Here is a 23,265-nt window from a genome sequence, read left to right as displayed (position 1 = left end):
GTTTAGATAAGTAGAAGAACCGTTTCCTAGTATGGATATTCTTTTATTCGATGAAGGTCAAAAAATTGAATCTGTTTTGATAGAAGGTGTTGTTGGAACCGATTCTCTTTTGGTTCCGGAAGTTTATTGGAATCGGTTGGATTTTCAAGAAAGGAAGGTTCTTCGGAATAGGCTTCCTTTTTTACTGAGAAAATATTCGAAACAAATTGCGTCTATGACGCGACTTCATAATAAGGCGGGTAAAATTAAATACAATCTGGGTGTTGGTAAAATGAAAAAATTCAGTATTCGGGTTCATACCGGTGTTTGGGCGACCTTAGGTGTGTTAGCTGCTGCTCATGGGGTTTCTCGGTGTTATCTTTTTAATTATATGCTCTGGCTGGATGAACAAGGGGATTTTTTTGTGAAAACTTTGAACCGGGGAGTTCCTCGCTTTCACTGGACTTACGAAATGACTTGGAAGATCAACAGGAGACAAAATCTCATATCAAGAGAATTAAAGTTCGAACCAAACCCAATGACGGACAAATATCCCTATTACTTACAGGAGTCTTCGTAATCAATTCATTGCGAGGGGGTAAAATAACTGAGTCCATATTTAAAAGAATTACGATATAATGAATTGCATTTCTAAAGAATATGATTAACAATTCCTTTTTCATGTTTTCCACCGAGGAAGCCGTTTCTTTTGACTAAAACGAGCAAACGAAGTACATCTGTCCTTTGTTTGCTGACATCTTTGTCAGAAAACACGGTTTGAATGCAAAATATTAGTTACTCTGTTGTATAGTAAGAGTGTAGGAAAATCATAGACAACTTTTTTCAGTCCCGAATTCTGTTATTGAATCATGAATCCATTTTTATTTCTGTTAAGGAAAATTTTTTCCGCCTCTTTTATTGTTGGTTTCAAAATCCAAATTTCTCGGCTTAAACTTTGTCGATATGGTAGATTTCAGACAACATGTTTAGCACTATTTATTTTGTTACAGGCACTATTTGTAGCTTGTTCTTCTAAAACACCTCCTGATTCCAAAATTATTGAACTTTTATTTTCAGCCGATGAAAAAAAGAATCCTGACGTTCTATTTAAAAAAGTAGGGAATTTAGACGATGATCCTGAGCTTGAATCTTTTTCGTTAGTTAGAAACGGAACGGAAGAGGTTCTTGGAATTTTTAAAAAGCAAAAAGGGGAATGGTATTTACTTGGAAAATTCTCTTTTTCTTTATTGAACATAGGTCCGCTTCATTACGACGTTTCTAAATCTTCTTGGCTTCCCGGAGAATCTGATTCCCAAAAAAAAGAAGCGGGTTTTATAGTTAAGAGAATTCTAATGGATGAACTTCCAGGAGACAGATTCAATTCCTTATTTTTAGAAGTACTAAGCGAAGAGCCACCTCTTGGACTTTTTTCTGTTCCTTATGTGATTCGCAAGGGCCACAAAATTTTAGACGGACTTATGACTTTAAAAGATCATGAATTTCTAATTAAGTCCAAGCGGATCGATTTTGAATATAATAAAACCGAAAAAAATATTACGATCTTTCCATCTAACAGAAATTATGCGCAAAATTTTATTTTTAACGGCTGGGAGATGGTCCCCGATATTGCAAGAGTTGCGGTGCCTTCTCTTCTTTCTTTGGAGGCTCCAAAAGAGTGGAAAAAAGGAGTTCCCGGAGAAGTGGTTCTTTGGTTTAAAAACAGAGGCTCTTATTCGGCTGTTACATATCTTTCGATTTCGTTTCCAGACGGAGGAAAGATAAACATAGATACTACTAAAGAAGGGCAGAGAATGTATTCTCCCGGTTCGAACGTGTTTTCATCTTCTGGTAAGTATATCAGTTCCACGGTTCCTCTTGTTGAAATTACAAAGGAAGGTTGGGGAAGAAATCATAAATATGGAATTCGATTTTCTTTAACTCCGGATAAAGACGGAATTCCCAGCGTATTATTTCGTTCTTCTACTCGAATGGGAAGAGAAGTGGTCAATCTTCCAAATCAGTTTGGATCGATTCAAAAGCAGACGGATCAACAAGGATTCGTTTCTTACAAATTGGGTTTGGTTTCCAAGCAAGAATGAGCGATCTCACTAATAAAAAACTAAAAGCTGCAAGAGCGGAAGTCGTTCGGGCTCAAGTAGAACGGTTCCGTGTTTTTTACGCGAGTTATTTTCATTTGGAAGAAACGATTCCGATGGTGGAATATTTTTTTGAAAAAATTTATAACTTAGAAGGAAGAGAAGTTTGGCTTCATCTTGCGATGGACACATACCAAAAGGTGAAAGGTATGTTGAAAGAAACTTCACGGGAAAACATAGAATACTTGATCGAACTCAATAATCTTACTGAGGAAATGGATACTATTTTCGCCAAACATCTCGTAGACGGAGATTGGGATGGTAAAAGACTTAGTAGAGAAGAATACGATTTTTATTACAGTCAGATGGGTCATTATGAAGAACGAATGAGACAATTGGAAATCGTTTTAAGAAATTTGAAAGTTTTTTACGAATTGGCTCATAAACCTATCAGCGCTTACTTGATCAAACCAGCGAAGTTTATGGCTTCTTTGTTAGGCGTCTCTACTTTATTTCAAAGTGTGGAAGAAGCGTATAACGCAACTCTTCCGGTTTCTTCTAATATATTCAATTCTTTTTATGAAGAAGTAAAAAAAAGGGAAACGGAATATATTCAAACTTTACTTGGAGAAAGTAGAAAAGAAGCATGAGTCGACTTCGCAGACAACTTTTGGAGAAAGGGCATCGTAAGGAAGAGTCACATGAAAACAGAGAGCGTTGGCTTTTGACTTACGCTGATATGATCACTCTTCTTCTGGGTTTGTTCATTATTATGTATTCGATCTCCCAAGTAGACCAGACGAAACTCAAACAGGTGGCGGATGTAATCCGAGGAGGTTTTGGTTTAGGAGAATCTTTTTTTCAAGGAAATACGGTTACGTTAGAAAATGACCCTTTGCTCCAACCTAAAACTCAGCTTTATCGTTTTTGGGAACGTATAAGTTATACTTTAAAAAAATTAAAAGAGAAAGCGAAACTCAATATCGGAATTCAAGAGACAGAAGAAATTAAAATTATATTATTTGGTTCTTCTTTGGGGGAAGGGCAGTTTCAACCGGATGAGGATATGATGTTTGCATTTCAAAAAATTTCTGAATTGTCATCTGCGATGGATGTAGACATCATTCTAAAAGTTCAAATCCCATACGAAAACGAAGCCTCTCGAAAAGGATTTAGAAACGTTTGGGAATACAATTCGTATCGAGCGGAACTTATTGCAGATTCATTGTCTAAAAATTATAAAATTCCCAAGGAAAAAATTTCCATTCAAGCTTCCAGTTTATATAAGCCGGTGGAAAATTCCTCGTCTACTCCAGAGGGAAAAGCTTCCGGTGAAAGAGTAGAAATTTTTATTCGTAAAAAATCGGAACGCTGATTGGAAAAATTATGAAACTAAACAAATTATTTTTAATTTTTGGAATATTCTTTCTTTTTAATGTTTTGGGTTGTAAAAAAAAATCTCCTCCGCAAGGAATACAAGATGAAGTATGGAGGGAGGAATCTTCTGGATTGATTTCTGCTTATTGCCAAAAAATTTCAACTTGTGCAGAAGTATCTTTGAAAAGTTTGAAAGAATCTTCGAAAACGTTAATTCAGGAAAGGTTGAGTCCTGCCAATTGCGCGGAAAAATTTCGTAAGTCAAACGCGTATCTGCTTGCAAACGAAAATCCGGAAACCATAAAAAAAGCAGTAAGAGGATGTTTTCAAACTGTGATTAAAGAAAGTTGCGATAAAATCCAAAAAGGGGTTTTAGAACTTTCCGAAGACTGTAGTCTACTTCAAACGATTCAATCCAAATAACATCAGAATTGAATATGTTACGCGGTCTTAAAAGACTCAACCGATATGATAAGAAAATTTTAAGGATCCTAAAGTTAGGAGGTAAATTCACTTCTTTTAGTCAAATTGGGTTTTCTAGAAAAACTTCCGCAGGGTTTCGATTTCCGATTCATGCGTTAAAAATCGGAACGGAAAAAGGAATCAAAGAACATCCGGTTGGGATTGTTGCCGGGGTTCACGGTTTAGAGACGATCGGCATTTTGATCCTTCTTGATTTTTTAGAATATATACTGCATCCTGATTCAACTGGGTATCTTCCAGAATTAAAAAAAGATAAATTAGGAATTATTGTATTACCAATTTTGAATCCAGGTGGAGTTGCACTTAAACAAAGATCCAATCCGGCGGGAGTGGACTTGATGAGAAACTCCGGGATCGAAGCAGTAAAACCGATTCCCTTTTTTGGTGGACAAAAAATTTCCAAACGTTTGCCGTATTTTCGAGGAAACGGATTGGAGCCGGAATCTAGGGCTTTGATACGTTTGGTTCATGAATCTTTTTTCGAAGTAAAAGATGCAATACTTCCGATTTTAGATTTACATTCTGGCTTTGGAACAATCGATAACGTGTGGTGGCCTTATGCTTATACAAAATATTCTTGTCCAGATACTTCTTTGTATCAAAACATCGAAAAACATTTAAAACATCATTGCGGGCATATTCATTTTCAATACGGGCCTCAAAGTGAGACCTACACAACACACGGAGATCTTTGGGATAAACTCTATGACCAATATAGAAACTATCACAAAAATTCTTTGAATTGGAATTCTAAACTTCTCCCTTTGACTTTGGAAGTGGGAACTTGGTCGGATCTTAGAGAAGATCCTTCTAAGCTGTTTCGTAAACGTGGGATTTTTAACCCGGCTTCGTTTAACAAAATTGAAACAATAGGAAGATATAGAGGTTTTCTCCGGGATTTTGTTCGTTTAGGACTTATGAAACCGAAAGATTTGAAGTAATTGTAAAGATTAAGTCAGTCGTTTTTTGAAAAGTTTAAGTACATTTTAATGTGAACTTTATAAGAATCTGAAATTTCGCATAACGTATATCGAAGTTATGGATTTACACTAATATTAGTTCGACTTTGGGCGGCTCCCGCCAATGTATTGCGAAAGCGAGTTTAACAGTAACAAGGCGGGACCGGGCTCTCCGCTTTGGTCAATAAATTGTATAAAATAAACTTTATACTACATATCGCCTTTGATTTCAATTTATTGACCAAAGCATCGATCCCTGCCGCACATTAGCGTGGTACTAAATTTTTCCGCGGAGACCTGTCGAACGACTCGATCCGTTAAGTCGCTACATTGAATTTTCTTATATATTTTGGGGGACTATAACAAGAAGTAAACTTAGTATAATTTTTATATATTAGAATATTATACTTTTTTCAAAAAATTATCAATTTTATAGAAACATTCAAATCCTACTTTTTTGTTTTTTCCAATTTCTAATTTGTGGTTTAATAAAAAATAAAAATTCAAATAGAAAAACTTAGAACTTGTTTCAAAACTTTCAAAAAGTTTGAGTGATCATTCTTTAGAAGTTTTTAATATACTGTTAGTAGTTCTTACAAATTAGCTCGCATTTGGCAATTTGCGAACTTTTGAGCAGTTCTAACATCATTAGAGTTGTTGAAAAACTCTATAATGGGGATCAACAAAATTACTTCAATTGTCCATTTCAATGCAACAGAAACGGATAGAGAATTTATTTTTCAACAACTCTATTCAATTTTCATAGTAGTTCCCACATTTGTGTGAAATTGGAACCTCACCATAATCAACCTTACAAGTTGAAGAGGAATTTAGAATCAAAATTGAACTCGCTAAACGCTCTCTCAAACTCAGTGTCTCGCTTTATTGGCGCTCGAAAAACTCAACGTTTCGCTTCCTGAACTCAATGCATTGCTTCTATGGTCGCTCTACAGGTCGGTCGAAACTCCCTAGGAGTCGGTGTTTAGGATTTGTGGCAAGCTCTAAAAATGTTCCTTTAATAAGACTATCAAAGAATTTCTTTGACACCAAACTCAAACGTTTCTGTTGGAGTTAAAAGACTGAGAACGATTCTTCCCAGATTTTTTTCTTCTGGAAAGCCGAATATTTCTCCGGGATGAACGTATATCTTTTTTTCTTTTAATAAACGAAGTGCGTATTTCTCTTCGGGAAAAAATTCTTCACTTTCTAAAACGCAATACCAACCTGCGTTTGGAAAATCACATTGGATTTTTTTAGAAACACCATCGTGGCTCAAATTTTCTTTTAAAAAAGAAAGATTTCTCTGAATACGTTTGTTGATTTGGGATTGGATGAAATTTTTCCATTGAAAAAAATCTGCGAGTATATTTTGAACGGGAGTATTTACGGAAAGATAGGTATCGGATATTAGTTCCAAATATTCTTTCGATTTTTGTTTCCAGACTTTTGGTCCACTGAGTAAAATCCAAGATAATTTCATTCCTGGAAGACCTAACATTTTTGACAGACCATTTACGTTTACAACTGGTATGTCCGGATCGATCAAAGTATTATAAGACTCTGTTCCGTAAATGTAGTCTGAAAAAACTTCGTCAATAATTATAGGTAAATTATAATATTTTAAAGTATTTTTTATAGAATAAAAATCAGACTGATTTAAGACCGAACCTGTGGGATTGTTTGGACTGACCGATAAAATAAGTTTACATTTTTCTAAATCTTTTGGATCTAAGTCTGAGTTTGTTAGTTTCCAACGATTTTCTTTTTTAGTAAAATAGGAAACGGTTCGAATTCCTTCCATCACGGAAAGAAATTCAAACAACGGATAACCAGGTGCTGGGATTAGGATGGAATCCCCTGGATCACAAAATAACTTAAACAAAAACGAATATGCTTCCGAAGAAGAGGAAGTTAAAAACAAATCATCCGGGTCTATATCCAATCCTTTTGAAGCGTAGTATCCCTGGATTTTTTTTCGAGTCTCTAAGTTTCCTTGAGGATTTGGATGATAGGTAATTAGGTCCGAAGTTGCAAAACTATGTCGAATTGCTTCCGTAGGATATTGAAAATCAGCTTGTGTAGGGTTGGAGAGAGTTAGATCAAAATAATAAATTTGATTTTTCTTATATTCGGATAAAATTTTAGAAAACTCATTTTCCCCTTCTTGGAATGAAAACCGGGAACTAAACCGAAATGATTCTTTCACGGAGAGCCGTTTTTGAATTTTTGAATTAAAAAAAGGATTAAAGAAATTAGAACACTAACTAAAATCGAAGTAGTTAATGGAAAGTAGAATTTAAAATTTTCCTTTTCAATACGAATATCACCTGGGAATTTTCCTAAATAATTTAAGAAAGGAATTTTATTTCCGTAAAGAATGAATAGGCCGACTAACAAAAATAAGACGCCTAAAACCAAAAACGGTCTCGCAAAATTTTCCATTAACGGTTTTAATTATAATTTTTAGACTTCCAAAGTCAAGAATCATTCTATTTTTAAAATTTGTTCTTTCTGTATTACTGATAATTATATAACAAAGTACGCATTAGGGTTATTGGAAAACTTCATAGTTCAGATTAGCAAAATTACTTCAATGAATCGTTCCCATAAAATAAAAATAGATAGAAAATTGATTTTTCAACAACTCTAATATCTTGTATTCAAACTAACTTTTGAAATAAAAATTTACGGTATTTAATTTTGTAGAACTCGGTAAGAGACTTTTATAAATTCAAAAATAATAGAGTTTTTAATTTTTCTTTTTTTATTAAAGTGAATGATAATATCGTTTTATTATTCATAATTATATAATAAGTACCTAATATTTTGTATGGAACTGGCGATTTATGATAAAATTAACGGTACTCAATTTTATAGAGATCAGTAATAGAGTTGTTGAAAAATTAATTCGCCATCGATTTCCGTTGTATGGAAACTGTCGATTGAAGTAGTTTTGTTAAACTCCACTATAGAATTTTTCAACAACTCTAATATAAAATTTTCAAAAATCTAATGATCACCCAATCAATTTCTGCATAAAATTGTTATTTTGCGATTTTATAGAATCGAAACCTATTTTATAAAACTATAATTTTATTCCGAATCTTCGAGAATGAATTTGGCGGCTTGTTTGCTAAATGCCATAATCGTATAACTTGGATCGACGGAAACACCCGTGGGAAATACGCTGGAATCGGAAACGTATAAATTTTTTAAACCATGAACTCTGTGTCTCCAATCTACTACGGATGTAAAAGGATCTTGTCCCATTCTACATCCTCCTGCAGGATGAGGAGCGGCCATCATCATAGAAGCGGGGTTAAGTTCGAGTAAATTGATTTTATCTATTTCTTTTTCGGAAAATATTTTTGTACGTTTCAAATCCGGTAGAAGAATCCATTTAGCTCCGGCACTAAAATTTAATTGAGCTTGTTTACGAATGCAGTCTTTTAAAAATTCTTTTGTCAACTTTCCAAAGTTGTATGTAATGGTACGTTTACCGGAAGCGCTTACAGAAATATTTCCTAACTCTGAAGGAACATCATCTATCCACCCGATGGTACCTCCTATATGAGGAAGTTGTTTCATGATTTCTCTGTGTTCAACACCAAAGCCAGGAATTAAAGCCGCAAGACTTCCAGGTTGAAGTTGATTGGCCATAATTAAGAAGCCACCTTCAATATAACTTCCATCTTCTTTAAAACGGGCTAAGCGGAATTCTTCCACACCAAATGCGGAAGGAATATTTCTCCATTGAATGATAGGCTCTTCATAAAACGCATGAATGAAAGGGGAGGGATTGATTGCTAAGTATTCACCAAGAGCCGGAAGTTTTTTCTTCCATCCGTTTTTAAGTAAGAATGTAGAACTACCGAAACCACCGGCAGAGATTGCAAAAATCGGAGCTTCAAATTTTAAAACGATATTCGATTCTTTTCCGGAAGGACGGTCGATCATTACTGCTTCTAAAAATTCTACTTTATCGCCTTTTAGTTCTAAACGAACTGCTTTACAATCTGCATAAATATCTGTTCCTAAAGACATTGCTTTAGGAATATGTGTGACCAGCTGACTTTGTTTAGCCCCATACATACAACCTTGCATACAATGACCAGATTTTTGACAGTTCTTTCTGGCTTGTGGGACAGGATTGCCTTCCCAGCTGAGAGATTTGCAAGCCTTGCGCACAAGCTGATTCATTTTATTATAATATTCTTCTTTAGCGGGATGAACGTTTAGAGTTTCATCTAATTCCTTCCAATAGGGATTTAGGTCTTCGGGAGAATGACCTTGAACTCCGTATGTTTTTTTCCAAAGATTGAGTCTGTCATCAGGGGTTCTGTAGCTGTCTGCCCAGTAGTGAACGGAAGCTCCACCTACGTTTTTTCCATAAACTAAATTGATTGTACCAGTTGCATCGGTAGCCATGTTTCTTTCTGCGGAAACCTTTCCGGCCATGTTAAGTTCGTGGTTGTCGAATGTTCCTGTGTGATAGTAACCACCTTCTTCAATCATTATTACCTTCTTTCCGTTTTTAGAAAGTTCATAAGCTAAAGTGGCACCACCACATCCAGTTCCTACGATCACTACATCCGCTTTTACGGTTCTGGAATCTCCTAAGTTTTTCCATTCGTAAACGCGACCGCTCATAATTCCCCCAAGATTTTTTTATAATAGATTCTGGATTCGCTTAATTTTTCTGGAGGATTTCCAAAAGGTCCGTCATACGAAATTGCTTTGAAAGAAGATTCATGACCGTAATAAACCAAATAAACGGGTAGTTTAAGATTTGCTAATGCTGCTCGGATCGTATCGGATTTGGTTGTTTCCTGAGAAAGCAAAAAATTCTTTCGATCTATTTCGTTTAACTTAGAAAAACGACTCCAATATCCACTTATCAAAGGAAGATATTCTAAAATTATAATGAGGGATTTAAAATCGTCGGAGATACTTGGATCTACGAAAAAAAATTCTTCGTCTAACCTTCGAATTACTTCTGCTTTTTCAAGATCGGGAAAACCCGGTGTGGGAGGTAAAAGAGTTTGAGAATAAGCCTGTAAAAATTCAACTTCGGACGATGAAAAAAATAAAGTCTTATACGAGGATCGTTTGAAACGATTGAAAAAGAATGCACCAATACAAAGACTCAATAACCCCCCAAGACCAAAACCGAATAGTTTTCGTCTCGATATTTTTTCTGTCCATAAGCTCATAACTTTCGGTGATTATTCTTGAATTAGTATGAATGTCAATTCTGAAAAAGGAGATTGACGAGACGATTACTCCATAAACTTTGTCAAACATGGCCGATAAAAACGATAAGGTAAAGCAGAACGCACCTGGAAAATATTATATCGATAATAGTTGTGTTCCTTGTAATGACTGTTTAGAAGAAGCTCCTATGCTTCTTAAATATACAGAAGATGAATCTAAAGTTTATTTTCATAGACAACCGGCAACTCCCGAAGAAGAAATAGCTGCTAGAAAAGCAATGGAAATTTGTCCTGTCGAAGCCCTCGGAGACGACGGAGAATAAATTATTATTTCAGATTCGACAAGAATATCAGTTCTTCATCTTTTAAGAATTCCTAATCTTCAATTGTTCCCAAAACTTAAGAAAATAGAATTAAACCAAACTCCAGTCCTTTTTAAAAAGCTGTCTTAAATGATTTACAGTTTTTCCAAAATGAAATAATTTTCACAAATTACGTCCCATTCCAGTGCCTTGTGGATTTTGCTCAATCATATGCGTGTTTCGTTTTTTAGTAAGTGTCCGGGATTTGTATTTAAACGGTAGATTTATGCAAAAGTTTAAAACATCTATTATGTAGGAATCAAAGGTAAAAACTTTTGTTTCTTTTTTAACTTCATTGAGTATTGTTTTTGATTTCTAACTTTAAAAGCCTTTACGAATAAAAAGCCCGATAACAAACCGTTTCAGGTTAAAAATTTATGAATTCGACAAAATAAAAACGTAAAAATCTACGTTTCATTTCCGTAATGAATTGTCTTTTATAAAATAGTACCCAATTTGAGGAAATCAACGGTACACAAATTGAGTGAATTTAAGATTCAGTCGGCTGATTTTTATAAATTTCTAATTGAAAGAAGTCCGGAGCTAATTTGTTTTCATGATCCGAACGGAATTTTTCTTTATGTCAGCCCTTCCGTAACTTCTATGTTAGGTTATCAACCAGAAGAATTGATCGGTAAAAATCCATATGATTACTTTAATCCTTTAGATAGAGAAAGGATATTTACAAATTCTCATAAACCGATTTTAGAAGGAAGAGAACGGGAACGTGTAGAGTATCAGTTTCTGAGAAAGGATGGAAAATACGTTTGGTTACAGACGATTACCCAACCGATTTTTGACGACCAAGGAAATGTGATCGCGCTTTTAGCAACTACAAGAGAATATCTAGAGCAAAATACAATTTTAGATACTACAAATAGTAAACAGGTTCTGGATGAGATTCGTCTTTCCGAAGAAAAGTTTTTTAATGCGTTTTATTATTCTGGCATTGGAATGGCTCTTGTTTCTTTAGAAGGAAAATGGCTGGAAGTGAATTCGAGCCTTTTGGATATAATCGGTTATTCTAGAGATGAAATTTTAAAACTTACATTTCAAGATATAACACACCCAGATGATCTTACCGCCGATTTAAATCTTTTGCAGGAAACACTAGAGAATAAGCGAGATAGCTATAGAATGGAGAAGAGGTACTTTCATAAAAACGGAAGTATCATTTGGGTTTTATTGATGGTATCTATTGTAAGAGATTCTCAAAAGAACCCGTTGTTTTTCATTTCTCAGATCCAAGATATTACTGATCGCAAGAATATGCTTTCTGCTTTGATAGAAAAGAATGAAACGCTTCAAGTTTTGAGTAATCACTTGGCGGAAAGAAATTCTCAATTGGAAGAATTCAACCAGATCGTTTCTCACAATCTGCGTTCTCCTATTGGAAATATATTTACTCTTACTACTATGCTTTGCGAGAAATATGGCACAGACAAAGACCAGCTTTTTCAATCTTTAGAAACGAGCGTAGAAGATTTAATGACCACCTTAAATGATATTGTAGAAGTAATCAAAATTCGAAAGAATCGAAATGTAGATAAACAGACGATTCTGTTTAAAGATGCATTTAATAAGGTTCAAAATCTTCTTTCTGCTCAGATTCAGGAAATGAATGTAGATATTCGAACTGATTTTAATGCGTCTCCTGAAATTTTTTATTCGAAAGTATATCTGGAAAGTATATTGTTGAATTTATTGAGTAATGCCTTAAAATATTCCGATCCGAACAAAAAACCGGAAATTTCTTTCGTCTCATTTATTGAGGATAAAAAGATCTTTTTAGCTGTACGGGATAACGGTCTAGGAATCGATCTTAAAAAATACGGTCATCAAATCTTTAAAATGAACAAAACGTTCCATCGAGAAAAAGAGGGTCAAGGTATCGGGTTATTTATGACGAAAAATCAAATAGAATCTCTTGGGGGTGAAATAACGGTTGAAAGTTCTCCCGGTAAAGGTACATCTTTCCTCATTAATTTCAATAAATACAATGATTTCGAACAATAGTAATATGAATTTTTGGTTGGTGGATGATGATTCCATCTATATTATGATCGCTAGGCGTTTTTTGGAAAAAGACGGTAGGGTTACAAAACTACGCGATTTCCAAGATGGTGAACTAGCCCTTCAGGAACTTCAAACACTGAGTTTAGATCAGGAAGAACTTCCAGATGCAATCCTTTTAGATATCAATATGCCTTTTATGGATGGTTGGCAGTTTTTAGACGAGTTTAAGAAGATTCAAGGGGCTTTGGCTAAAAAAATTACCATTTTTATGGTTAGTTCGTCCGTAGATGAGAGAGATATTGTAAAGGCAAATTCTTTTCCGGAAGTCAAAGGTTATCTTTCTAAACCTCTTACCCAAGATCACATTCAAAGACTTTATAGCCAACTTGCTTGATTTAACATCAGTTTCCAATGGAAAGAATTTTCTAAAAGTTAGCGGCACATTTAGAAAACAAACGAACTTTGTTTTCTTTGCTATAGATTAACGTAAATTCTGCGTAAAAGAATCCGTGATTCTGGAAAATTCGTAATCTAAACATTGCAAATCGATTCCTAAAATGTGGGAGCTGCTGCAATTTAAAAATAGAAGTTGATAATCATTGAATTCGGTGTAAGAAAATTTGAGTGAATAAAAACTTAATCCATAAAACGTTTCCTAAACTAGGTTCTTTACGAATCGCAGTGTTAGGTTGTAATCAATAACCGCTTTCACATTAGTTATATCGAACTTACGTTATCCAAGTACGGGAACTCATATAAAAATTATAATAATAAAAAAAACTATAAATCATTCAATACGATGTTTTTGTGCAAATTATCGCAAATCATGATTTTACGAATCAATTCTAAAATTATAGGAACTCATACTTTTAGAAAAAACTTTCTCGTTTTCTTACGCTGAACTTACTTTATTATAAAACGTTTACGTCTTGTATTTGGTGAAAAACCATCCTACAAAAGCCCCGATTGGTAAGGTGATCCAACCATAGAAAATTAAACTCCACAAAGTGCCTATTGAAACAACGAAAAGACCAGAGAAAGGATTTAGAGGAGGAATATTATCCGGATTTCTAATATTCAAAATCCAGTATTCGATATTTGCAAATAGAATAAAATAGTAAAACGTTAGATGATGGGAAATGATCACGATTACAATTCCCAGAAAAATTCCTCTTGTGACTCCATAATTTTGACTCTTTTCTACAAAAAACTTCCAAATCACGTAAGATGCAGAAAATCCTGCCAAGGCAGAAAAAATAGGAAAAGTTTTATAATCTCCAGTTGCGGTCAATGTGATTATAATTCCTACGATCAATCCTATAATTGAACAAGTTATTGCTAATATTAAACTCATTTAATCTACCTATAAAGTTTTAGAGAAACATTTTTGTAAAGAGAAGCTTTTATAATATGCGTCTTCAATTGAACGATAATCGACAATTTCAAACAGAAATTTGATAGTATAATAGAGTTGTTTAAAAAAAGCCCGTATCGACAAACAATTTTACCTATTTATTTTAATGAAAAAAACAGAAGAAAATTAATTTTTCAACAACTCTAATTTTTTCATTCTCCTTGCCCTAAAGAAAAGGCTCTTTTTCCGTTAAAGTAATAAAGATTTTCCGTTTTGATTGTATCAAAACCGGCCAAGTCTAACTTTAAAAGAAGTTCTGCTACTTGTTTATGAGAAATTGGATGGTAGGAAGGGTCCTCTTGTTTAATCAGTGCATTTTTGCTTACAAATCTACATCTCCAATGATCGATCAAAAAAGTTTCCGGTTGGCCGTCAGGATAAACTTTGACTCCCCGGTTGGTGATGATTTTTAACATCAGTTCGTCGGAAACAGATTTGAGTTTATTTCCGAGTTCGTTCGGATCCTTTCCTACCCAATCCAGAAAAATATCCACTCCTACTAAATCTTTCTTTTGAATGTTTCTTTTATATTCAGGAATTATAATTTTCTTAGCCTTTCCAAAAGAAACTGGTTTGAATTTTCCAGGAAGATGACCTAAATTTCCGATTACCGCGTCGGAAAATTCTTTGGTTCCCACTTTAATTCTGCTTACTCCCGGTTTAAAAATATCTCCGGTATGAATTCCTTCTTCTATGGTCAATAACCACGCGTTATTAATTTTTGCAGCGATGTCCGGTTGTCCAATGTGAACGAGCATCATCACTGCGGCGTTGAGTAAGCCAGATGGATTTGCCAGATTTTTTCCTGCTATGTCCGGAGCAGAACCGTGGATTGCTTCGAACATAGAAACAATTTCTCCGATGTTGGAAGAACCTGCCATTCCTACTGAACCCGCGATCTGAGCGACTATATCAGAAATAATATCTCCATATAAATTTAAAGTAACTACTACGTCAAAATTTTGAGGTCTGTCTGCTAGGTTGGCTGCGCCTATATCTATGATTTGAGAATTTACTTCTAATTCTGGATATTCTTTGGCTACTTCTTTGAAAATGTCATGAAACAAACCGTCTGTTTGTTTCATAATATTGTCCTTTACCATCGCGGTTACTTTTTTTCTTCCGTAAGCTCTTGCATATTCGAATGCGTAACGAATGATCTTTTCTGATCCTGGGTGGGAAATTAATTTAAGGCATTGAACCGTGTCATTGGTTTGTCTGTGTTCTATTCCAGTATAAAGATCTTCTTCATTTTCACGGATGATTACAATATCTAGGGAAGGGTGTTTGGTTTCTACGTATGGATACAGTGAAAAACAGGGTCTAACGTTTGCAAATAGACCTAGGGTAGTTCTGACAGTAACGTTTAAACTTTTGTAACCGCCTCCTTGAGGAGTTGTAATGGGTGCTTTTAGAAATACTTTAGTTTGTCTCAGAATATCCCAGGCTTCCGGTTTAATTCCGGAAGAGTGTCCTTCCTTATAAACTTTTTCGCCGATTTCGATTTCAATCGGTTCAATTTTAGCTCCGGCAGCATTTAAAATTTTAAGAGTCGCATCCATAATCTCAGGACCGATTCCATCACCGTAGGCAATTGCGATTTTAGTTTTTTCGGACATTCTATTCTCCTAATACTTCTATAAGATCTGAAACGTAGAGTATGGTCAATTCTCTTACATCAAAAAAATAGAATTTGTGTAAAATGTTACGGTTCGATTTTGTATAATGTTTTTTTATTGCTCCGTATCGACTCTTTTCGCGTTATACCGAACTCACGTTAATTTAGTTTTGTACAAATTGTTTTGAGTCTTAGAAAATTATATGAGTTCTTAACATTTTGAAATTTTAAGGATTCACGTGAGTAACAAATGGGAAAGTGATTATTATGCCGCGTTCGCAAGCCATTTTAATTATAAAATTCACTGCTACTACTACGACTCAAAACGCGATCCATAGAAAACGATTTGTTGAACGACTCGGAGAACTCAGCGAATGCCTTTAAGGATTTGCATTCAGGAGTTGTTGCACCTGAGTTTTTATTCGCCCCGTTTTCTTACTCTGAATTCAAGTTTACTATTGTTTAGAACTATATAACAAAGTTATACAATGTTTTGCAGTAGAAATTTACGGTACTCAACTTTATAGAATTCGTAGAATATTTTTAATTTTGATTAGAATCAGTCTTTAAAATTAAATGTACTCTGTTTTATGCCTATCAATAGAACGAACTCTGAGAGATATTAGATGAAATTTTGAAAAAGTATGAATCCAAAGAAGTTTCTATCAGAAATATTTAATAGAATTGCTGAAAGTTCAAATTAACCAAACTGTTTCAATCAACGTTTCCATGAAACAGATGGAGAATCGATTTTTCAATAACTCTGATGGTTTCAAAATAGGAAAAATACAAATAAAATTTATTGGAAGGTATCTAACGTAAATTCCGTTGTAGGTGACTTAATTTAAGATTTTAAGATAAGCTTAAAATTCAAACCGATAAAAAAACAGATTTTTATCGATAAGACAAAAATAATTATTCGATTTCAAAATCTGCTTCTGAATCTACTAAAAACTCCTCTTTAGAATAGATTAGCTCCATAACGTCGTCCATCCAATCCGGAGTTCCGTGATTTGGATCTCCAAAAGGATCGTTTTTTCTGTATTGTTTCATGATTTCGCTGTGTTTTTGAAGTTGTTCCCTTGTGCTTGCGTTCATATTCAAATTGTCGGTTTAAAAAATCCTTTCATAACAGATTTTAGAAAATAATTAATAATTTCTTTCCAAAAAGTACAACTAAAAAATCGATTCATTTTAAAATATTCTAAATTTTAAATGAAATCTATCGTCGCAAAAATCTAGAGATACGAAAGTTGTTTAAGAACTATTTTTCTTTGTTTTTATTAAGATGAATGGATAAAGCTGATTTGTGAATTGTAAATATGGATTGTTTTGGCAATTTTAATATAGCATTGTATTGCGAATCTTGATCGCAAAGATCTGTTTAGTAAAAAATATTAAAAGTGATTTCAAAAATATCTTAGGAATCATTGGAATTTTAAACAAAAATAATCTATTATAAGCTACCAGTAAAACGAATCGATAAAATCGTTTTGTTAGTAATAGAACTAACAAACTCCATATAAATCAAAGAGAAGTCTTGAAACTCCTCTTTGATTTATGTAGTTCGTTTTAGAATAATTCGTTTCCTTTAAAAAAGAAAGAAATTTCTAATGCTGCATTGTCATCTGAATCCGAACCGTGGACTGCATTGGCTTCTTTACTTTCTGCATAAAGAGCTCGAATGGTTCCAGCGGCGGCTTCTTTTGGATCGGTGGCCCCGATTACTTCCCTCCAATGAAGAACTGCGTTGTCTCTTTCAAGAGCAGCGGCGACGATTGGACCGGAAGACATGTAGTTGCATAAGTCGTTGTAAAACGGACGAGCAGAATGCACTTTATAAAACTGTTTAGCATCTTCGAGAGATAACTTGAGGTATTTTAAACCTAGAATTTTGAATCCTTCTTTTTCAATTCTAGAGAGAATGTTTCCGACGTGTTTGTTTTTAACTCCGTCTGGTTTTATCATGATGAACGTTCTGGACATTTTTTTTCCTTATTGAGAGAGTTTTTTAAGTAATGCTTTACTTACGATTTCTGGGACCTGATTGCTTACGTCTCTTCCATGTCTTGCTACTTCTTTTACGATCGTAGAAGAAATGAATGAATATTCTCCGGAAGACATTAAAAAAACGGTTTCCACATTTGGAGCCAATTTTTTATTCATTAAAGAAATTGCATATTCGTAATCAAAGTCCGTAACGGCTCTAAGTCCTCTAATGATACTATTGGCTCCGACTTTATTACAATAATCAACGGTAAGACCTTGAAAGGTATCGATTTCCAAACCTTTCATACCTTTTGTAACTTCACGAATAAATCCAAGTCTTTCTTCGATCGAAAATAAAGTGGACTTGTTCGAATTGACGGCAATCGCAATGATTACTTTGTCGAAAAGTCCCAAAGATCTCTGAAGAATATCCAAATGACCTTTTGTAAGAGGATCAAAGGAGCCTGGATAAATTGCCAGGTGTTTCATTTTTTGCGAAGCCTTGCCGTTTCTTGAGCGGGTAAGCCGTAGATGTTTATAAAACCTTCGGCGTCTTTCTGATTGTATAATTCTTCTTTTTCGAAAGTCGCCATTTCTGGGTTGTAAAGAGATACTTGGGATTTTCTTCCTACAACAGAACAAATCCCTTTGTAAAGTTTTATTCTTACGGTTCCACTAACATATCTTTGTGTTTCTGTAATAAAAGCTCGAACTGCTTTCATTCTGGAAGAAAACCAATGTCCGTTATAAATGAGTTCTGCAAATTCGATGGAAAGTTTATCTTTATGATGTTGTGTGTCTCGATCGATCGTAATCGATTCTAAGTCTCTATGAGCTAAAAATAATATAGTCCCGCCGGGAGTTTCGTAAACTCCTCTAGATTTGATTCCTACGAGTCGGTTTTCAACGATGTCAACTCTTCCCACTCCATGTTTGCCCGCAATCGTATTGAGCGTTTCCATGATTTCAAGAGGATTCATTTTCTTACCGTTGATTGCTACACAATTTCCTTCTTCGAAATCGAGTTCCAAATATTCAGGAGCATCGGGAGCTTTTTCGGGAGAGGTTGTTAATAAAAACATTTTCTCATCTGGTTCTTTATAAGGATCTTCTAATATTCCACCTTCATAAGATATATGCATTAGATTGCGGTCCATCGAATACGGTTTTTCCGCAGTTACTGGAACTGGAATTCCTTTGGATTTTGCGTATTCAATTAGATCTGATCTACCGCCAAAACTCCAGATTCTCCAAGGAGCGATGATTGTTTTTTCAGGAGCTAAGGATTTGACTCCTAATTCAAAGCGAACTTGGTCATTTCCTTTGCCAGTGGCCCCGTGTGCAAATGCGTCTGCACCTTCTTTTTCGGCCACTTCTACCATTGCCTTGGCAATTAAAGGCCGAGCCAAAGAGGTTCCAAGAAGATACCTCATTTCATAAATTGCATTTCCTTGAATGGCTGGGAAAATAAAATCTCTAGCAAACTCTAAACGCAAATCTTGGATATAAACCTTAGAAGCTCCTGTTTTAATTCCTTTTTCTTCTAGTCCGGAAAGTTCTTCCTTTTGACCTATATCCGCAGTAAAAGCGATTACTTCGCAACCGTATGTATCTTTCAACCAGGTAAGAATTACGGACGTATCCAATCCACCGGAATAAGCGAGAACGATTTTCTTAACAGGTTTGTTTTGCGCCATTCTGAGAACACTGAAAATTGGTACGGGTCTCTAGACAACCGGATTTTCCCGATTTTACTACGGGATTTGGAGTGTTTAGTTTTGGCTCTCCGCTACGGAATAGAATATAAGTTTGGTGTAAAGAAAATTAGAAAAGAATTTTCTAAAAGTATGAGTTCCTACAATTTTAGAATTTGTTCGTAAAATCGTGGTTTGTAGTAGGTTCCTACATCATTTACAGACAAACCTAAATTTTGTGTGAGTTCCCGCATTGAATACGACAATTTCAATTGTTATCAACTTTTATTTTTTAAATTGAAGTAGTTCCTACATTTTAGGAATCGATCTATAAAATTCAGATCAACTTTTTTCAGAATTATGGATTTCTTACGCAGAACTTGTGTTAGTAGAATACTTAAAAATGATACGGTTTAAATACAGAATTTATGATACTTCATCGTATCGGGATGAATGGAAGTTTAAAATAAATTCTAAACAACATATATTGTATTTCTTTTTTGAGAACATTTTTATAAAAAACTTTTCTCAAATTTTTTTTGATCTCTTGTTTTCGAACAATCGTGTATTTTTAATTCTAAAAAAATAATCTAATTTCAATTTGGTGATGGAATAAGATTCGTTTTGTAGAATATTCTTATTTATAAAAATAATATTTGTTAATTTTTTATGTTTATGTAAAAAATTTATTTACTTTTAAGGTATATTTTTTTCTAGTTCAATCTCCTTAAATTTAACCTTTATGAATATTATTTTTTCTACATGTTATTTTTAGAATAACGGATTTTTAAATGATTATTTATATCTCGCTTAATGTTTAAGGGTTTTCGTAGAAGACAGATTTAAAATTAAAACAGAGGGATTGAATGAGACTTTTAAAGTTATTAAAGATCAATTCGAATATAAAGATACTCTTAAGTATGTTTATGATTTCGATATTATTTTCTTGTAAGGATAAGCAGGACCCAGGAATGGAATCTTGGTTGTGGGTTTTAAATCCTGTCCAATTGGATAATAAGGCGCTTTCTGAAAGGACGTATACGTCAGATGGTAGGATAACATTTGCGAAGTTCAATTCGGATCTAGTTCCTTATTCACGTAAACAAGCACCTGAAGTTCTTAAGACGTATTTACAATTACCCTTAACTTCTCAAGCTACATTCTTGCGTTCGGCTCGTGTAGGAGATTTTGATCACGATCGTTTTCAACAGAGATATAAAGGTGTTAGAGTAGAGAATGGAATTTATACAGTGGTCTCAAAAGAGAATACGATAGAACTGATGATGGGTGAATTTTACCAAGTTCCAGAGAATTTTAATTCCTCTCCTAAACTATCCGAGTCAGAAGCACTTTCAAAGACTTTAAAACATATCGGAGCTAAGAAGTATATTTGGGAATCTGTTGAACGAGAAGCAGCATTGAAACGTAAGAAAAATGATCCAAATGCAAGTTATTTTCCGAAGGGAGAACTATTAGTTTATGAACATTCATTAGGAAAATCCAATACTAAAAAAGAGTTTCGATTGGCTTATAAATTTGGTATAGCCTCGATAGATCCACCAATATCGAGATACGTGTATGTGGATTCTAACTCTGGGGAAATTCTATCCAGTAAAGATGCTAGAAGATACGAAGCGGGTGGAGGAGATACAATTCCAACGACTCCACCAACTCCTCCGGATACAAATTACGGAATTTGTTTTCCGGATCAAACTCCTTGTATCAAACAAGGATCAGCGTCTACTCGTTTTAGCGGAGTGAAAACGATTACAACTTATACTGCAGGAGAAGAAAATCATTATGAACTGAAGGATTATTCGAGAGGTAAAGGAATCATTACGTATTCTTGGGAATTTATAGAAGATCCATTTATGGGTATTTATTTATTGAATGTTCCCATTGTTGATATTAATAACGGTTGGACGAAATTTGAATATCATGACGATTATAATCATGATGCATTATTGGATGCACATTGGGGAATTGAAATGACGTATGATTATTTCAAATCCGTTCATAATCGGTTGAGTTATGATGGAAATGATAGCAAAGTAGTGAATAACGTGCACTATTTTAATATTTTCGTAGGTAATAATGCATACTGGGATCCTATGACAGAGGAAATCTATTATATATACTGTCCTCATAACAGTAGTACATGCAAAAGTCTTAATTTACCTATTATTTTAGACCCTACATATGAAGATTTTACTTCTTTGGATATTGTATCTCATGAATTTGGACATGGTATCAACGGGGATCTTGCAGGTTTTAATCTTGATATGGAGCCAGGCGCTCTCGATGAAGGTTTTAGCGATATTTGGAATGTTGGTGTAAATAACTACGTAAATAAAGTTTTAGGAATGCAAAAGAATATTTGGTTAGTAGGAGATGAAACGGTTCCGGGAGGAGGAATGCGTTCTGTGTCAAATCCAAAATCTACTACAGTAATGTCCCCTGGGCCAAATACGTATTATGGAGGTCTTTGGGATTCTGAAAATAACGAAGCGCATACGAATAGTCTTGTTTTGAGTCATTGGTTCTATACTTTATCCAAGGGAAAACAAGGGATCAATGATCATTGGTGTGAGTATAACGTTTCTGGAATCAACATTGAAAAGGCGGAAAAAATCGCTTATGCTGCTCTCTATTATCTTTTCCCTACATCCGGTTATACTTCTGCAAGGACCGCTGCGATTTATTCGGCTAAGGCTTTGTATGGTAAGTTTTCATCGGAAGTAAAAAGTACAATTGATGCTTGGGATGCAATAGGTGTTCCAGCTGATACAACTTCTCGCGGTGGACAAGGAATGTATAAGCCGCACTATTATATCACTTTTGTAAAACTTTCTAATTTAGAGAGAAGTTCCGGAAATGATTGTGGGTACAAGGATAATTCATACCTACATCCTACTGTCATTAAAGGATTTACGTATAACATGGTGTTATCGAGCGAAGGTGAGGTAAGTATTCCGTCTAAGGTTCACAAATGGAGAGTATGGATCGATTTCAATCGAAATGGTAGTTTTGAATCCTCGGAAATGGTAGTTCAGGATTCTATCAACGATACATTTGGAGGAACACTTCAAAAATCGATTCAGATTCCAACGAGTGCGCTTACTGGCGATACGAGGATGAGAGTTTCTATGAAGGCAGTCCAAAGCGGAGAAAGTTATCAACTTGCGAATGAATCCTTTACCGAAGGAGAAGTTGAAGATTATTCGATAACTATCAATAATTTCAGTATTTAGAAATCTCTAAAATAACTGCGAAAAGTTTCAAAATTGGATTAGATAGAATTAATCAATTTAGAACCTTTTTGCAGTTTGAAGTTCGAGTTTGTCTTAAAATTTTTGAATTCTCAACAAAACGTATTAGTTCCCGCAGATTAAGTTTCTTAAAATAATTTATAGATCTTTGAGTATTTATAAAGTTTGTATGGGTTTTCAGGTTTTGAAGTGTATTCTTAAAAATTCTATCTAAATTTCAAAAATAAATTCCTCGTTAATTAGTCATAACAAAACAGCAATTTGATGAAAAAAACGAATGTTAAAAAAAGCTGTTTTATGATTTTATAGAAATTTATTAAGAGCTTGTCCAAAACTTCAAAAAAATTTTACGCATCATTCTTTAGAAATTTTTAATAAAATGCAGTAGTTTCTACAAATTAGATTGCATTTGGCAATTTGCGAACCTTCGGGCAGTTCTAATCTCATTAAATTTTTGTACTAGGTCTCGCATTTCGAGATTTTTGGGCAAGTTCTAAGATAATTTCATTTTCAAATTAAATTTTAAGACCGAAAAACCTACCAAAATTATCTTTTAAACCTTCAAAAGAGATGTATTAATTCCCACAGATTAGGTCCCTTAAAACAATTTATAGATCTTTGAATGTTCTTGAAGTTTGTGTGAGTTTCCACATTTTCAGGTTTTTATTCACTGTTAAAGAATTTCATCTGATTAAAATTCATTAGAGCTGTTGAAAAATTAATTCTCATCTGTTTGTTGCATTGAAATGAATCATTGAAGCAATTTTACTAATCTCCGCTATGGAATTTTCAAAAA

At 34.3% G+C, this 23,265-nt stretch carries 20 protein-coding genes; 10 read left to right on the top strand and 10 right to left on the bottom strand.

Annotation, left to right across the window (positions count from 1 at the left end; translation table 11 throughout):
- Positions 1-31 precede the first annotated feature (31 nt).
- The 6 genes from BW942_RS07640 (at position 32) to BW942_RS07615 (ending at position 4,876) form a co-directional block, all read left to right on the top strand.
- Complete coding sequence (locus BW942_RS07640) at positions 32-559, top strand: DUF1564 domain-containing protein (protein ID WP_000353596.1); 528 nt, start codon at positions 32-34, stop codon at positions 557-559.
- 289 nt (positions 560-848) lie between these two features.
- A complete protein-coding gene (locus BW942_RS07635; RefSeq protein WP_001067879.1) occupies positions 849-2,078 on the top strand; it encodes an LIC13341 family surface-exposed protein in 1,230 nt (409 codons plus the stop codon).
- Entirely contained in the window at positions 2,075-2,725 is a 651-nt protein-coding gene (locus BW942_RS07630) for an FFLEELY motif protein (RefSeq protein ID WP_001281797.1), read from the top strand. Before BW942_RS07635 ends, BW942_RS07630 begins: the two co-directional genes overlap by 4 nt.
- Positions 2,722-3,450: an OmpA/MotB family protein gene (locus BW942_RS07625; protein ID WP_000088841.1), complete on the top strand. Its 729-nt coding sequence runs from the start codon at positions 2,722-2,724 to the stop codon at positions 3,448-3,450. The genes BW942_RS07630 and BW942_RS07625 overlap by 4 nt, the downstream gene beginning before the upstream one ends.
- An 11-nt stretch (positions 3,451-3,461) precedes the next feature.
- Positions 3,462-3,875 (top strand): LA_2478/LA_2722/LA_4182 family protein, encoded by a 414-nt coding sequence (locus BW942_RS07620; RefSeq protein ID WP_000773476.1) that lies wholly within the window; start codon positions 3,462-3,464, stop codon positions 3,873-3,875.
- 14 nt (positions 3,876-3,889) lie between these two features.
- Complete coding sequence (locus BW942_RS07615) at positions 3,890-4,876, top strand: M14 family zinc carboxypeptidase (protein ID WP_000943793.1); 987 nt, start codon at positions 3,890-3,892, stop codon at positions 4,874-4,876.
- A gap of 1,045 nt (positions 4,877-5,921) precedes the next feature.
- Here BW942_RS07615 and BW942_RS07610 read toward each other — a convergent pair.
- The 4 genes from BW942_RS07610 to BW942_RS07590 form a co-directional block, all read right to left on the bottom strand.
- On the bottom strand, positions 5,922-7,100 hold the full coding sequence (locus BW942_RS07610) for a pyridoxal phosphate-dependent aminotransferase (RefSeq protein WP_000664912.1): 1,179 nt from the start codon (positions 7,098-7,100) through the stop codon (positions 5,922-5,924).
- Entirely contained in the window at positions 7,097-7,336 is a 240-nt protein-coding gene (locus BW942_RS07605) for a DUF2905 domain-containing protein (RefSeq protein ID WP_000426905.1), read from the bottom strand. Before BW942_RS07605 ends, BW942_RS07610 begins: the two co-directional genes overlap by 4 nt.
- Positions 7,337-7,987: 651 nt before the next feature.
- Complete coding sequence (locus tag BW942_RS07595) at positions 7,988-9,544, bottom strand: FAD-dependent oxidoreductase (RefSeq protein ID WP_000016784.1); 1,557 nt, start codon at positions 9,542-9,544, stop codon at positions 7,988-7,990.
- A complete protein-coding gene (locus BW942_RS07590; RefSeq protein ID WP_000061045.1) occupies positions 9,541-10,107 on the bottom strand; it encodes a hypothetical protein in 567 nt (188 codons plus the stop codon). Before BW942_RS07590 ends, BW942_RS07595 begins: the two co-directional genes overlap by 4 nt.
- An 89-nt stretch (positions 10,108-10,196) precedes the next feature.
- On the opposite strand from BW942_RS07590, the gene BW942_RS07585 reads away from it, so the two are divergent.
- The 3 genes from BW942_RS07585 to BW942_RS07575 all read left to right on the top strand — a co-directional run bounded on the left by BW942_RS07585 (position 10,197) and on the right by BW942_RS07575 (position 12,879).
- On the top strand, positions 10,197-10,430 hold the full coding sequence (locus tag BW942_RS07585; RefSeq protein ID WP_000764038.1) for a ferredoxin: 234 nt from the start codon (positions 10,197-10,199) through the stop codon (positions 10,428-10,430).
- Between the two features lie 519 nt (positions 10,431-10,949).
- Positions 10,950-12,485 carry a sensor histidine kinase gene (locus tag BW942_RS07580; RefSeq protein WP_001288616.1) on the top strand — a complete coding sequence of 512 codons (1,536 nt, stop codon included), beginning with the start codon at positions 10,950-10,952 and terminating at the stop codon, positions 12,483-12,485.
- Between the two features lie 4 nt (positions 12,486-12,489).
- Positions 12,490-12,879 (top strand): response regulator, encoded by a 390-nt coding sequence (locus BW942_RS07575; protein ID WP_001012319.1) that lies wholly within the window; start codon positions 12,490-12,492, stop codon positions 12,877-12,879.
- Positions 12,880-13,407: 528 nt separating this feature from the next.
- On the opposite strand, the gene BW942_RS07570 is transcribed toward BW942_RS07575, so the two are convergent.
- From BW942_RS07570 to BW942_RS07540, 6 genes are all read right to left on the bottom strand, one after another.
- Positions 13,408-13,776, bottom strand: a complete 369-nt coding sequence (locus BW942_RS07570; protein WP_000127382.1) for a hypothetical protein — start codon at positions 13,774-13,776, stop codon at positions 13,408-13,410.
- Between the two features lie 275 nt (positions 13,777-14,051).
- Entirely contained in the window at positions 14,052-15,518 is a 1,467-nt protein-coding gene (locus tag BW942_RS07565; protein WP_001291837.1) for an NADP-dependent isocitrate dehydrogenase, read from the bottom strand.
- 914 nt (positions 15,519-16,432) lie between these two features.
- Positions 16,433-16,615 (bottom strand): hypothetical protein, encoded by a 183-nt coding sequence (locus BW942_RS07555; RefSeq protein WP_000994380.1) that lies wholly within the window; start codon positions 16,613-16,615, stop codon positions 16,433-16,435.
- 474 nt (positions 16,616-17,089) lie between these two features.
- Complete coding sequence (locus tag BW942_RS07550) at positions 17,090-17,503, bottom strand: nucleoside-diphosphate kinase (protein WP_000091691.1); 414 nt, start codon at positions 17,501-17,503, stop codon at positions 17,090-17,092.
- 9 nt (positions 17,504-17,512) lie between these two features.
- The gene (gene coaD, locus BW942_RS07545; protein ID WP_000681221.1) at positions 17,513-17,995 is read right to left on the bottom strand and encodes a pantetheine-phosphate adenylyltransferase; all 483 of its coding nucleotides are present in this window, start codon (positions 17,993-17,995) and stop codon (positions 17,513-17,515) included.
- A complete protein-coding gene (locus BW942_RS07540; protein WP_000068289.1) occupies positions 17,992-19,203 on the bottom strand; it encodes an argininosuccinate synthase in 1,212 nt (403 codons plus the stop codon). Before BW942_RS07540 ends, coaD begins: the two co-directional genes overlap by 4 nt.
- Before the next feature lie 863 nt (positions 19,204-20,066).
- On the opposite strand from BW942_RS07540, the gene BW942_RS07530 reads away from it, so the two are divergent.
- Positions 20,067-22,451: a M4 family metalopeptidase thermolysin gene (locus BW942_RS07530; RefSeq protein ID WP_170870525.1), complete on the top strand. Its 2,385-nt coding sequence runs from the start codon at positions 20,067-20,069 to the stop codon at positions 22,449-22,451.
- Positions 22,452-23,265: the final 814 nt, after the last annotated feature.

It is taken from the genome of Leptospira interrogans, from assembly GCF_900156205.1.
In the GTDB taxonomy this organism is placed as follows: domain Bacteria; phylum Spirochaetota; class Leptospiria; order Leptospirales; family Leptospiraceae; genus Leptospira; species Leptospira interrogans.
The sequence above is the reverse complement of the archived record's forward strand: the minus strand, read 5'-3'. Positions and strand labels throughout refer to the sequence as shown.

Excerpts from the sequence above, each read along its gene's own strand:
- BW942_RS07540 (WP_000068289.1), bottom strand. The coding sequence starts at position 19,203 with ATGGCGCAAAACAAACCTGTTAAGAAAATCGTTCTCGCTTATTCCGGT.
- BW942_RS07635 (WP_001067879.1), top strand. The coding sequence starts at position 849 with ATGAATCCATTTTTATTTCTGTTAAGGAAAATTTTTTCCGCCTCTTTT.
- BW942_RS07530 (WP_170870525.1), top strand. The coding sequence starts at position 20,067 with ATGAGACTTTTAAAGTTATTAAAGATCAATTCGAATATAAAGATACTC.
- BW942_RS07585 (WP_000764038.1), top strand. The coding sequence starts at position 10,197 with ATGGCCGATAAAAACGATAAGGTAAAGCAGAACGCACCTGGAAAATAT.
- BW942_RS07555 (WP_000994380.1), bottom strand. The coding sequence starts at position 16,615 with ATGAACGCAAGCACAAGGGAACAACTTCAAAAACACAGCGAAATCATG.
- BW942_RS07590 (WP_000061045.1), bottom strand. The coding sequence starts at position 10,107 with ATGAGCTTATGGACAGAAAAAATATCGAGACGAAAACTATTCGGTTTT.
- BW942_RS07575 (WP_001012319.1), top strand. The coding sequence starts at position 12,490 with ATGAATTTTTGGTTGGTGGATGATGATTCCATCTATATTATGATCGCT.
- BW942_RS07640 (WP_000353596.1), top strand. The coding sequence starts at position 32 with ATGGATATTCTTTTATTCGATGAAGGTCAAAAAATTGAATCTGTTTTG.
- BW942_RS07620 (WP_000773476.1), top strand. The coding sequence starts at position 3,462 with ATGAAACTAAACAAATTATTTTTAATTTTTGGAATATTCTTTCTTTTT.
- BW942_RS07550 (WP_000091691.1), bottom strand. The coding sequence starts at position 17,503 with ATGTCCAGAACGTTCATCATGATAAAACCAGACGGAGTTAAAAACAAA.
- BW942_RS07625 (WP_000088841.1), top strand. The coding sequence starts at position 2,722 with ATGAGTCGACTTCGCAGACAACTTTTGGAGAAAGGGCATCGTAAGGAA.
- BW942_RS07595 (WP_000016784.1), bottom strand. The coding sequence starts at position 9,544 with ATGAGCGGTCGCGTTTACGAATGGAAAAACTTAGGAGATTCCAGAACC.
- BW942_RS07615 (WP_000943793.1), top strand. The coding sequence starts at position 3,890 with ATGTTACGCGGTCTTAAAAGACTCAACCGATATGATAAGAAAATTTTA.
- coaD (WP_000681221.1), bottom strand. The coding sequence starts at position 17,995 with ATGAAACACCTGGCAATTTATCCAGGCTCCTTTGATCCTCTTACAAAA.
- BW942_RS07605 (WP_000426905.1), bottom strand. The coding sequence starts at position 7,336 with ATGGAAAATTTTGCGAGACCGTTTTTGGTTTTAGGCGTCTTATTTTTG.
- BW942_RS07630 (WP_001281797.1), top strand. The coding sequence starts at position 2,075 with ATGAGCGATCTCACTAATAAAAAACTAAAAGCTGCAAGAGCGGAAGTC.
- BW942_RS07565 (WP_001291837.1), bottom strand. The coding sequence starts at position 15,518 with ATGTCCGAAAAAACTAAAATCGCAATTGCCTACGGTGATGGAATCGGT.